This window comes from Neoalteromonas flava (genome assembly GCF_002807685.1).
GTDB lineage: Bacteria > Pseudomonadota > Gammaproteobacteria > Enterobacterales > Alteromonadaceae > Alteromonas_E > Alteromonas_E flava.
Window position 1 is genome coordinate 240,447 of record NZ_PEAX01000006.1, and the last position, 11,189, is coordinate 251,635.

12 protein-coding genes and 2 tRNA genes are annotated in these 11,189 nt (G+C 44.4%); 10 read left to right on the plus strand and 4 right to left on the minus strand.

Annotation, left to right across the window (positions count from 1 at the left end; all coding sequences use genetic code 11):
* Positions 1–22 precede the first annotated feature (22 nt).
* The 3 genes from gltX to CSH92_RS14940 form a co-directional block, all read right to left on the minus strand.
* Positions 23–1,432 (minus strand): glutamate--tRNA ligase, encoded by a 1,410-nt coding sequence (gltX, locus tag CSH92_RS14930; protein ID WP_100658465.1) that lies wholly within the window; start codon positions 1,430–1,432, stop codon positions 23–25.
* A gap of 67 nt (positions 1,433–1,499) precedes the next feature.
* Positions 1,500–2,861: a DUF1501 domain-containing protein gene (locus tag CSH92_RS14935; RefSeq protein WP_100658442.1), complete on the minus strand. Its 1,362-nt coding sequence runs from the start codon at positions 2,859–2,861 to the stop codon at positions 1,500–1,502.
* 12 nt (positions 2,862–2,873) lie between these two features.
* Positions 2,874–4,580: a DUF1800 domain-containing protein gene (locus CSH92_RS14940; RefSeq protein WP_124916973.1), complete on the minus strand. Its 1,707-nt coding sequence runs from the start codon at positions 4,578–4,580 to the stop codon at positions 2,874–2,876.
* 177 nt (positions 4,581–4,757) lie between these two features.
* Here CSH92_RS14940 and CSH92_RS14945 point away from each other — a divergent pair.
* The 8 genes from CSH92_RS14945 (at position 4,758) to CSH92_RS14975 (ending at position 8,538) form a co-directional block, all read left to right on the plus strand.
* Positions 4,758–4,833 (plus strand) — tRNA-Val (locus CSH92_RS14945).
* Positions 4,834–4,860: 27 nt separating this feature from the next.
* A tRNA-Val gene (locus CSH92_RS14950) sits at positions 4,861–4,936 on the plus strand.
* A gap of 359 nt (positions 4,937–5,295) precedes the next feature.
* Positions 5,296–5,715, plus strand: coding sequence for a hypothetical protein (locus CSH92_RS14955; RefSeq protein WP_124916974.1), 420 nt, complete (start codon positions 5,296–5,298; stop codon positions 5,713–5,715).
* A 115-nt stretch (positions 5,716–5,830) separates the two neighbouring features.
* Positions 5,831–6,142, plus strand: a complete 312-nt coding sequence (locus CSH92_RS14960; protein ID WP_124916975.1) for a hypothetical protein — start codon at positions 5,831–5,833, stop codon at positions 6,140–6,142.
* Between the two features lie 141 nt (positions 6,143–6,283).
* The gene (locus CSH92_RS14965) at positions 6,284–6,643 is read left to right on the plus strand and encodes a hypothetical protein (RefSeq protein WP_100658446.1); all 360 of its coding nucleotides are present in this window, start codon (positions 6,284–6,286) and stop codon (positions 6,641–6,643) included.
* A gap of 114 nt (positions 6,644–6,757) precedes the next feature.
* Positions 6,758–7,180 carry a hypothetical protein gene (locus CSH92_RS14970; RefSeq protein ID WP_100658447.1) on the plus strand — a complete coding sequence of 141 codons (423 nt, stop codon included), beginning with the start codon at positions 6,758–6,760 and terminating at the stop codon, positions 7,178–7,180.
* A 111-nt stretch (positions 7,181–7,291) separates the two neighbouring features.
* Positions 7,292–7,693 (plus strand): hypothetical protein, encoded by a 402-nt coding sequence (locus CSH92_RS17070; protein WP_124916976.1) that lies wholly within the window; start codon positions 7,292–7,294, stop codon positions 7,691–7,693.
* Positions 7,694–7,803: 110 nt separating this feature from the next.
* Entirely contained in the window at positions 7,804–8,538 is a 735-nt protein-coding gene (locus CSH92_RS14975) for a hypothetical protein (protein WP_100658448.1), read from the plus strand.
* 96 nt (positions 8,539–8,634) lie between these two features.
* Here CSH92_RS14975 and CSH92_RS17340 read toward each other — a convergent pair whose 3' ends face one another.
* Positions 8,635–8,766, minus strand: a complete 132-nt coding sequence (locus CSH92_RS17340) for a hypothetical protein (RefSeq protein WP_276307876.1) — start codon at positions 8,764–8,766, stop codon at positions 8,635–8,637.
* Positions 8,767–9,516: 750 nt separating this feature from the next.
* On the opposite strand from CSH92_RS17340, the gene CSH92_RS14985 reads away from it, so the two are divergent.
* Both CSH92_RS14985 and CSH92_RS14990 read left to right on the plus strand, forming a co-directional pair.
* Positions 9,517–9,807 (plus strand): hypothetical protein, encoded by a 291-nt coding sequence (locus tag CSH92_RS14985; RefSeq protein WP_100658450.1) that lies wholly within the window; start codon positions 9,517–9,519, stop codon positions 9,805–9,807.
* 126 nt (positions 9,808–9,933) lie between these two features.
* Positions 9,934–10,440, plus strand: a complete 507-nt coding sequence (locus CSH92_RS14990) for an MltR family transcriptional regulator (RefSeq protein WP_164084764.1) — start codon at positions 9,934–9,936, stop codon at positions 10,438–10,440.
* Positions 10,441–11,189 lie beyond the last annotated feature (749 nt).

The window sequence follows — 11,189 nt, forward strand, 5'->3', positions numbered from 1 at the left end:
CCTTAAAGTGTCAACGATTTTTTTAGGAATTTTCGCGGTTTTCGATGAATTCCAATGCTTTGTTTATTCGTTGTACAACCTTTGTTTGAGAAATCAACGCTAAGGTCAAATCGAGCGATGGAGAATTACCTCCACCCGTCACTGCAACCCGCAGTGGCATGCCAACTTTACCCATACCAATCTCCAGCTCTTCAGCCGTTTGATTGATCGCAGCTTGAATATTTTCACCTGTCCAATCAGTAATAGCGGCCAACTTGGTTTGCGCCAAGGTTAAGGCCTCTTTGGCAACAGGACGCAAGTGCTTCTTCGCGGCATTAGCATCAAACTCATCATAGTCGTGATAAAAATAACGACTGATACTGGCAAGTTCAGCGAGCGTTTTAACGCGTTCCGCTTGCACACTGATCACCTCAGTAAGCGCCGGTCCAGTATTCACATCAATGCCCTGCTGCTCGAAATGCCATTGCGCATGCTCAGCCACCACATCAGCTGGCAAGATTTTGATGTAATGCTGGTTTAACCAAATCAATTTTTCAGTATTGAACGCCGATGCCGACTGACCAATGGCATCTAACGAGAACAGCTCAATCATTTCCTCAACGGAGAAAATTTCCTGATCCCCGTGAGACCACCCTAAGCGCACCAAATAATTAAGAACCGCTTGTGGCAAGTAACCATCGTCACGGTATTGCATTACACTTACTGCGCCATGGCGTTTGGATAACTTCTTACCATCATCGCCCAAAATCATCGACACATGGGCATACTCAGGAACCGGTGCACCCAACGCATGTAAAATATTGATTTGGCGCGGTGTGTTGTTGATGTGATCTTCGCCGCGTACCACGTGCGTGATCCCCATATCCCAATCATCAACGACCACGCAGAAATTATAGGTCGGTGTGCCATCACTGCGCATGATCACTAAGTCGTCCATTTCAGCGTTGGCAATTTCAATTTTACCGCGCACATGATCAGTAAAGACCACACTGCCCTGCTGCGGATTTTTAAAGCGGATCACGTAAGGCTGACCTGCTGGATGATCAGTTCGATCTCGCCATGTGCCAGGATAACGCGGTTTTTCACCCTTGGCTTTTTGTTCTTCACGGATAGCGTCAAGCTCGTCTGCTGGCATAAAACACTTATAGGCTTTGCCTTCGGCCATTAACTGCTCAATCACTTCACGGTAGCGGTCAAAGCGATCGGTTTGATATACCGGACCAACATCCGCGTCCAGGCCTAACCACGCCATACCATCAAGGATGGCCTGTTTAGCCTCCTCGGTAGAACGTTCGATATCGGTATCTTCGATACGCAAAACAAATTGCCCGCCTTGGCTTTTGGCATACAACCAAGAGTAAAGCGCAGTTCGTGCGCCGCCTACGTGCAAATAGCCTGTTGGGCTTGGCGCGAATCGAGTCACTACAGTCATTGTTACATTACCTAAAACAAATTTGGCGCGCATTCTACCCTAGCTGTGGCGCGAAACGAACCCCCGGCTAAAACAATTGCAGGGCGCTGCGATCAAATTCGTCCAAATTCGGAAATACCGCCGCCAGTTCGTTATCACTTAAACCAAACCATGCGGCTAATTCACTGCCTAAATGCTCCAGCGCAAGAGTTGGGATCATACGTCCATCCCCAATGTCATCATCCGAATTTAGCGCTAACGAGGGTAATTGACCTTTGATACTACCACCGTCAACCGGCCCCCCCATCAACAATTGGTGCCCGCCCCAACCATGATCAGTTCCATCACCATTACTGGTCAGCGTGCGACCAAACTCTGAAGCCGTAAAGGTAACTACGCTATCACCGAGACCACGCTCATCAATATCATCCTGAAATGCTTTTAACGCATGACTTAAAGTGACTAACAACTGCGGATGCAACTGTGCTTGCGCATCGTGCGTATCCCACCCACCGAGGCCAACAAAGTAGATTTGCCGAGACTGACCTAATACCGGCTGGCTGGCAATTAAGGTCGCCACCATACGTAGTTGCGCGGCTAAATCATTGCCCTCGGGGTAACTCGTCGTCGTGGGGGAAACACTTTCAATCGCCGTGAGGATACGTGCATTGTTGTTTGCTGCGCTAGTGAGTTTGCGTGCGTATGCGCGCTCGAGCGGATTGGCACTGAGTTCAAGCATGCGATTAAACAAATCGATTCGTTCAGCATCCCATGGCTGGTTCGGATCCAACGCTGCAAACGCTTCAGGTCCGTCTGGAGAAACTGCAAAAGGCACCACTTGGGTACCCGCTTGTAACAGGTTATTGCCAAACAGCGTTAGGTTCATCGATAAGCTATCGTTACTATCATAGAGTAGGTCGGCCATGCGCCCGCCCCACCCCGTGCGTGATCCTGTGTTCATCGAACCCGCTTGCCATAAGGCTTGCTGATCATTGTGCGAAAATAATTGTGGTGGCAGCAAGCTGTTGTCATTCAGCAACATGGCTTTTGATAAGGGACGCTGCATCGGGCCAATGTTAGACACAAAGGCCAGTTTCTCGGCGTTAAATAATTCTTGCAATGGCGCCGCACTCGGCGGCAGTCCAACAGCATAAGCAGACGAACTTGCGCTTGCGAGTGGCAACAATGTTTCGCGCGGGTAAGCCAGCGACTGACGGACGCCTTGATAAATCGAGTAATCATTGGGATCGGTCGGCACCAGCATATTAAACGAATCATTACCGCCATATAAAAATACGCACACCAATGCCTTGTAATCATTAAAACGGGCAGAGCTTTGCGCCATCACGGCTCGTGATAACGTTAGATTAAGTCCAAGCGATGCTGCCGTTGTCAAAGAACCGGCAGACATTAAGGATTGCTTTAAAAATCGTCGTCTGGATGTTTGCATGCTTAAAGCCTCCTACATTTGAACCGCAAACTGCGGTGATGACAAAATTAAAAAGACCAGGTTGGCCACACGATCAGCAGGCTCTAATCCATCTGTTAGCGTCAACGCCTCTGCCAGTATCGCTTCATATTGATCTGACATAGCGCCAGATAACAGCAATAAATTTAACTGCTCTAGTAGTTCTTCGGGTTGATCCAAAAGCGCTATCTGAGCATCAAAAGACACTAAAATATCTTTGTCATCTGCGGGATCACGTCGCACTTGATGGCCCCAAAGCGTTGAGTAAGCAATGAAGTTTGTGGCTCGCACCACATAGGTTTCAGTAATGATCTGTAGCTCTGGGGCGACCAGCTGTTCGCTTGCAAGCTCGCCCGGCTCGGAATAATCCGGTAGATAAAAGTTAAACACCGAGGGAGACGATAACGGTGCCTGATTAAAGATATAATCGGGGTAACCGAGTTGCATCCGCTGGTTTGGTGAAAAGGCACTAAATGCTCGCCAAAGTTGGGTTTGCTTGATGATCGGCTCTTTTAGTTTGCCAAATTGTTGAGGCAAATCATGGTGGCCACTGCGCGCTTCTTCATCCAACAGTAAGGCTTTGATTGTTGCGCCTAAATCGCCTCTAATACCCTCACCGTTATCATTAAATACACTGGCAACGCGTGCGATGTACGCAGGGCTAGGATTGCTGGTTACTAACTGCTGGATAAGATGGCGACTGACAAAAGGCCCCACATTGGGATGCATAAACAAACTATCTAACGCCATGGTTAAATCTTGTTCAGCCGACTGCCCAGCTGGCACAAGAACATTATTCAATAACAGCTTTTCGCCTGTATCATGAAAGGCCTCAACTGGCTCCATCGCATTTAACGTGTCGTAATTCTGCCACCAGTTGTACCAGGTAAATTCCGTGGCTGGACTAAAGTTCCAGCCGGTAAACACATGCGCATAGGCTTCAATAACGGCTTGATCATACGTTGCTATCGGCTCTCCATTGGTCCCGATAAGCGGTGTGCCATCGAGACCAAGCTCAACTAACCCGATACTGAATAATTGCATCAGCTCGCGAGCGTAATTTTCATCTGGCCGAATGTTTCTTGCCGCATCGGGCTTCTCATTGCCAAGCATACTTAAATACATGCCCATGATCGGTGAGCGCGTAACATCTTCGAGCAGATCGCGGTAATTGCCAAAAGCATGAGATGCCAATAAATCGTAATAATTAGCCATACCAAACTGATCGTCAGAGAAAATACTTTTATCTGAAATGACCATTAACTGGCTCAGCGCATAGGCGACGCGCTGACGCAATTGATCGGGTGCTGTTAATGCCGCATTCCACCAAGCTTCGATGCGGTGTTCGCGCCATATATCGTCGCGCTCAACCTGATTAGTAAGCGCATTTAAATAATCGACATGGCTACTGGTGGGCAACCCCATTTGCGTATCCAGCCAGGTTTCTGCCCCCGCCTCAACAACGGCATCAATTGCATCCAAACTTGCGCCGAACGTTGCCTGTTGAAGTAATCGAGCGGCGTCAACCTGTTGTTCCCAAAGGCTCGGCTCTGGCGACTGCGGTGTCGGTGGTGGCGTTGGAGTTGGGGTTGGTTGCGGCGTTGGTGTGGGGCTTGGCGTTTCGCCACCGTCAGAACCCCCACAGGCGAAAAGCGTGAGAGTTAATGTGACAATCAGCAATCGTTGAATTAGACCTTTCATGAGAATTGTTCCTACGACAAAATTAGCTATCGCGCATTTTTTGAGCATTAGTTGAGTCTAGACAAATCAATTTCTGACCACAATTTAATCAAATGGAATTTACGTAAAATTTACGGTTGACAGGGCGCGTTACGACTCTATAATACCGCCCACTTAACCGCTTCAGCGGGAAAAGATGGACGCTTAGCTCAGTTGGGAGAGCATCGCCCTTACAAGGCGAGGGTCACTGGTTCAAGCCCAGTAGCGTCCACCACTCTTTTCGAAATGTAACACGATATTAGGACGCTTAGCTCAGTTGGGAGAGCATCGCCCTTACAAGGCGAGGGTCACTGGTTCAAGCCCAGTAGCGTCCACCACTCCCCCTTATTTTTAATAAAAAATCTACGAAAAATTACAACGTTCAGGCTGATTTTGCTCCTCTATTGCAATTCAACTAATATGCTTTTTTCGATGATCACGTAAAAATTCATCGTTATTTTCAAGCAAAAATAAACTGTATAAAACCCCAGATTTTGCGATCCAATAGGTATACCCGCCTATTACGCCAATTTGTCGCAATAAATTCCCCCAAAACGTCCAATAACATTCCAAGCCAATAATGCTGGACGCTTCAGACCAATCAGTTACACTGCTAAAACAGATATAACACCAAAACGGCGTACTTTTTTACCCCACTTTGGTGTCGAATAAATTGTTATACCGCTATAAAGGTTTTATGAACTTCGAAAACTCTTATCAAAAATATGTCTCTGCAAAAGAGTTACGAGATCGCAATGAAAGTCATCATCAAATCCGTAAGTTAATTGGCAGTATTGCTTCAAAGTTCCCTAGAGACAACCCTGAAGCACTAGCATGGTTTACGGCGTCTCTAATTGATGATGAAAGAAAGTGGTTTACCGCCAAATTATTGGAAAAGGTTTCTCCCGTTCCAAAATCACTATTTGATGATTTAGTACTAGCTGCACTATGTGAGCCTGATCCCAGTTTCAACAAATGGTTTATTCAACCATGTGTAAAAACTTTTGGGCAAGAACAAGTTAAAGCTAAGGTATTGCAGTTTGCATCAACCCCGAAGGTCATAGAGAATGACGGAGTAAATAAGATAATGTATTGGATACCAAGGGTCGCGGTATAACAAACACATTAAGTCGGTCGCAAGCTCCCTGGGACAGTAACACGTGGGCTCTGTCGCTTCGCTCCTATTTTAGCCCACGTATTACTGCCCCTTATGTGGGCGTTAGGTACTTATCGTGATTTCATTCACTAATACCAAAATGAATATGATAGCTAGGTTCATTTCCTACATAGGTGTTCTGGGGGTTCTAGTCTGGATATTTGCTGTACATGATAATCAACAAGTCAGCTCAGGAGATAAATGGATATTGTTCGCATGGCTGGCAATGATTTTGTTTTTCCATTTTATATTAGGCCTGCTGGCAAATGAAATTGCTTTTGGCCTGTTTGTAATTAAACGGTCGGAAACTGAAGTTGGTTACATCACGTGTGTCATTTTAATGGGCTTTCTAAGTTTCGGGTTGGCATTTTTGGCTTATGCAATATAACGGTTTTATCAGACACGTACCTAACAATCGCATCAAAACTCGCTTCGCTCGCGCGGACATCTACCTGTGGGCTCGCGCTGCGCGCAAGTTTAGCCCACAGCTAGCTGCCCTTTATGCGGGGCGTTATACCTCAGGTAAGTTATGAGAATTTTTTTACTGATGGGCTTCGTATTTGCAATGGTTGCGTGCTCAAGCACACCAATTGAATACAATGAAAAAGCCACCGGAAAGAAATGGCTGGTTAAGACGGATTATGGCGAGCCAATACTTGAACTCTTTAAGCGATATGAGTCTGCTTCAAACCATAAGGCATACGCAATTTCAGAAAACTATTTCAGTATCGCTTGGGTATCGGAACAAACCAGCGCTTCGGCAGCAGCAAAATTGGCTCTAGAGCAATGCAACGAACAATTAGATAGCTCTATTCCTGAAGAAGAACGGTGTAAAGTAATTAACGTAAACGACCAGTGGGCTTCCGAACTAGTCAGGCAGAGGAACTGATGTATAACAAGCCAATTAAGCTCGCTCCTTGCAGTCGCTGGGACAAATACGTGTACGGCCTCCTCAGATTATGCCGTACACGTATTTGCCCCTTATTGGGGTGTTAGGAGACATATGGACAGTGACTTTAATAAAGCAAAGGTAGCCTTCATTGATTCCAATGAGAAAGCTAAGAATGCTTCACTAGCATGGATACGAATTGTAATTACAATTGTCACTCCGTCTCTGGTGCTACTTATTGGCTTACAGGATGCTTCATCAGCCTTATCGTCTGAAGCAATCTTCTTCCTTGTAACCTGTATAGTCACAATGTCTAGTTGCATAATAACTGGTCTGTATATTCTAGGCGGTGAAGCCAAAGGCCATAGAGAACTTAGAGATAAAATTGGCGATGAATGGAATGAGAATCATAAATTTTTCACTGAAGGCATTACTCTCTCGCAAACATATAAGTATGCAGGCCATGTTTTTAATTACCTGACTTTGATTTCATTAATATCGTTAACATTATTTGGTGTTCTGAAGTATGTCTCCTAACAAACGTTTTAATTCGCCCATGCTGGGCATGGGCTGGGACACAAACACATGGGCTGCTTCGCAGTTTAGCCCATGTGTTTCTGCCCCTTAAACGAGGCGTTATACCTTCTTATGAAATATTTATATTTTGCGATTTTAATTCTGGGTTTGAGCGGTTGCTCCTTCAGTGAGTCAGAGACACCTCGCTTAGAATTTGATTACTCTGAAGAGCCGATTAAATTAGTCAAATACGTTGACGGCAACTGGGAAAAAGTTTGTTTCCTTGGCCCTTATTCGACTGATGAGGCTGCCCAAGAATTACTAGGCTTTCAATGGCAATTAGAATCATTGACGTCAGTATGGGTCAACGACGGCGTTACACTATTGGTCTTCGTTGAAAATGGCTCTGTTCAATCGTACTACGAGGTTTCTAGAGTACCTTATGATTTCAGTGTTTTTTCAAATTCTTGTGTTAACCGTAACTCAAGCTCATTTATAAAGAGCGGTTCCAAGGTGTTGCAAACACAGGTATAACAAACCAAGTCAGCGGGACAATTACATGCAGGCTCCCGTCACTTCGTTCCGTATTTTAGCCTGCATGTACTTGCCCCTGCTTGGGGCGTTATGTTTCAAGTGGATGTCAGATGAAATTTCTCTTTCTTTTTGTTCTTTTAGGGAGTGTAGCCTGCACGTCGTTGGACGCTGAAAAAAACGATGTAGAAAGCAATTTCTTTGTAGGCATCCAAAATGACGTTCTAGTATACGAAGGGTCGATAACTAAGTCTTCGAACTTAGCGATTTTTCAAGCATTTGAAAAGTCCAAGGAAAAGCCAAAAAGACTTATTATTTCAAGTTCAGGTGGAGAAATTGGTGCAGGGATGGACCTCGGTGAGTGGATACACAGCAATAAGCTAAATATAGAAATAAAAAATCTCTGTTTATCCTCGTGCGCAAACTATGTTTTACCCGCAGGTAATCTTAAATACTTGCATAAAGACACAATTTTAATGTGGCACGGAAGTGCTTGGCAGAAACAGTGGGATACCACAGATTCTGACGAATCATTTTATTCTAGCTATTTACCCAAAATGAGAAAAAGAGAAGCTGCTTTTTATCATAGAATAGGAGTCGATAATCTTATTACTGTGTACTGGCATAATGAAATGACCATGTGGGATAAATTAAAATCCCTTTTTGACAATGATTTAATAGGATGGGATTACAGCTTAGATGATTTAGAGCGATTTGGCATATCGAAAATTATTCTCATAGACAATCATTGGAATTGGCGCGAATATCAGCCTTCAGCTCGCAACGCGATAAAACGGATTACATTAAAAAACAATTATTCATTTATGCTTCGTAGGTTTGAAACATAACAAAAAAATTAAGTTCGCCCGCCGCGCGGGCTGGGACGCAAACATGTGGGCTGCTCACTTCGTTCGGATTTTAGCCCACATGTTTACGCCCCTTATTTAAAAGTTAGGTGCCATGGCAAGTACTCTAGAAATCCTAAACAAAACTTGGATAGCAAAGTTAGAAGTCGCATCTGTAGCCGTCGCTGTATCTGGACTTATATCAGCGGTTATTTTGGCTTTCGCTGGCATTGTCGACTTAGCTCCTGCTGTAGGGTTAGTCTTGTTATCCTCACTTTTAATTTCGATTACTCACTATTTTTGCCTATACAATCTGATAAGGTGTGGTCATTGCGGAGGGAATCTTGCTAAATATAAAAATGGAAAAAATATGCCAATTAAGAACCTTTACACACGCTTTGAAAGCGATAAGGCATGCAGGCATTGTGGGAAAAATCAGGCGAATGTCACCTAACAAACGCATTAAAACTCACTTCGTTCGCGCGGACATCTACCTGTGGGCTCGCGCTTCGCGCAAGTTTAGCCCACAAGTAGCTGCCCTTTATGCGGGGCGTTATGTACTTAGCTGTAAAAATGGAGTTTTGAGTGCTGAGAAAAATAAGGAATATTAGCCTGATCGCTTTTATATGTTTGCTAGCTATATTCGCATTTGCGGCATATAGAATGGAAACATGCGGCTATGATTGTGGGCTATTTTCCGTTTCCTCAGGCACTGCAACTGTCTTTTATTACTTGGCATCTCTATGGTTAGGTTTGCTTGCTCTAATAGTGCTATTAGCATCTACCTTTTATTCTTTATTCAAAACTCGTTTTAAGGGGTAGGGGCAGTTGCTACAAGGTAGTTTTTTAATCGTACATAACAAAAAAATCAAGTCGCCTGCTGGCGCAGGCTGGGACGCATACACGTGGGCGGCTTCGCCATTATCGCCCACGCGCCTGCGCCCCTTATTTAAAAGTTATACACCAAATTAGGAATACAAAATGAACAAGGATGAAATAGAAGCAAAAGCTCTTTACGACGACATTCAAAAGAAAGAAGCTCTGCTAAATCAATTTGAGAAATTGAAGCCGAGCATAAAAGAAACACTTTTAAGAAACTTGGGCTTTATTGCGGTGTTCGCATTTTTACTCTGGATGTTTCCTGAGCTTTTTGAACAGCCTGTACTGTACGCATTGCTATTGATGATTGTTGCAGTTAGTGCAGAAACTCACATTGAAAGTAAGAGAATTCATGACCGAATAGATATACTCCAAAGGCTAATGAAACAGTGATGTATAACAAGTCAATCAAGCTCACTCCCTGCGGTCGTTGGGACAAATACGTGTGCGGCCTCGTCGGATTATGCCGCACACATATTTGCCCCTTATTGGGGTGTTAGGGGCCAACAAGGAGTTACCTTGAGAGAAGAAGATTTAAAGTATTTCTCAGAATTTCTGAGGGAGTTTCAGGAAGAAACTGACAGAGGTGCTGCTTTAGTAGGTGCAGCTCTAATTGATGATAGATTGGGGCGTTTGTTAAAAGCACACTTCGTTGAGTGCAAAGATGCTGAAGAATTGCTTAAAGGTGGAAACGCACCGCTCGGCGCTTTTAGTGCTCGCATTAAAATAGCTTATTGCCTAGGTCTAATCACGGATCTCGAATACAAAGAATGTGACTATATTCGTCGGGTAAGAAATGAGTTTGCTCACAAAGTTCATGGGCTTAGCTTCAAAGACAAAAAAGTTCATGATCTTTGTCAAAACTTAAAAGCCAATACACCGGATGGTGCCCGTTTTGATGGTGATGCAAGACAACTATTCATTAATTCAGTGATCCTCACGTCTTTGGCGCTCTGGTATCGGCCGGAATACAATAAACCAAACAAGGCTAAGCAGCATGTGTGGGAATACCAGCTCAGCCCCTAACAAGCGCATTAACACTCGCTGCGCTCGCGGGGGACAAATACACGTAGGCTCCCCTCGCTTTGCTCAGTATTTTAGCCTACGTATATTTGCCCGTTATGCGGGAAGTTAGGTCGCACCGATAGTTATGGTTTTCTTACTCTTATCAATTACCATCATGATTTGGGCTCTAATATCGCTATACAGAGAGCAAAAGCAAAATATAGCGCTAACCTCTTTGCAAGAGCGCTACCGCTTAAATCATGAAGACTATAGAAAATTAAATTATTCAGACGAGTTTGTTCGTTTTATTTCTACAGAGAATCCTAAGTTTTACGTGAATGGTATGAGGGTTGCTTCAAACTCTGAAGGTATATTTATGAAGGGAGGTTTCATTTACCCATGGATAAAAAGCTTTTTCATTCCTTGGGAAAACTTAAAATGGTGCGACACAAGGAGAGTTTTCTTCAAAAATCAGGATGTCTATCTTGTGCAAAATACTCCTTTTTCTATATCCCTATCAAGGAAGTATAGGCATCATGCAACCTAACAAACGCATTAAAACTCACTTCGTTCGCGCGGACATCTACTTGTGGGCTGGCGCTACGCGCAAGTTTAGCCCACAAGCAGCTGCCCTTTATGCGGGGCGTTAGCTGCCAAAGGGAAATTGAATGTACGGCTCATGGATTACTGTTCTTCTATTTACTGTCGGTTGCGTTGTTGGCTTACTGGCTGTTTTGAAGTACAAGAAGGTTTATTATTCACTGTATGTA

What these genes read in the sequence shown, in the direction of transcription:
- CSH92_RS14935 (WP_100658442.1), bottom strand. Translation starts at nt 2,861, where the DNA reads ATGCAAACATCCAGACGACGATTTTTAAAGCAATCCTTAATGTCTGCC.
- CSH92_RS14985 (WP_100658450.1), top strand. Translation starts at nt 9,517, where the DNA reads ATGAACAAGGATGAAATAGAAGCAAAAGCTCTTTACGACGACATTCAA.
- CSH92_RS17070 (WP_124916976.1), top strand. Translation starts at nt 7,292, where the DNA reads ATGAAATATTTATATTTTGCGATTTTAATTCTGGGTTTGAGCGGTTGC.
- gltX (WP_100658465.1), bottom strand. Translation starts at nt 1,432, where the DNA reads ATGACTGTAGTGACTCGATTCGCGCCAAGCCCAACAGGCTATTTGCAC.
- CSH92_RS14975 (WP_100658448.1), top strand. Translation starts at nt 7,804, where the DNA reads ATGAAATTTCTCTTTCTTTTTGTTCTTTTAGGGAGTGTAGCCTGCACG.
- CSH92_RS14940 (WP_124916973.1), bottom strand. Translation starts at nt 4,580, where the DNA reads ATGAAAGGTCTAATTCAACGATTGCTGATTGTCACATTAACTCTCACG.
- CSH92_RS14970 (WP_100658447.1), top strand. Translation starts at nt 6,758, where the DNA reads ATGGACAGTGACTTTAATAAAGCAAAGGTAGCCTTCATTGATTCCAAT.
- CSH92_RS14965 (WP_100658446.1), top strand. Translation starts at nt 6,284, where the DNA reads ATGAGAATTTTTTTACTGATGGGCTTCGTATTTGCAATGGTTGCGTGC.
- CSH92_RS17340 (WP_276307876.1), bottom strand. Translation starts at nt 8,766, where the DNA reads ATGCCAGCGAAAGCCAAAATAACCGCTGATATAAGTCCAGATACAGCG.
- CSH92_RS14955 (WP_124916974.1), top strand. Translation starts at nt 5,296, where the DNA reads ATGAACTTCGAAAACTCTTATCAAAAATATGTCTCTGCAAAAGAGTTA.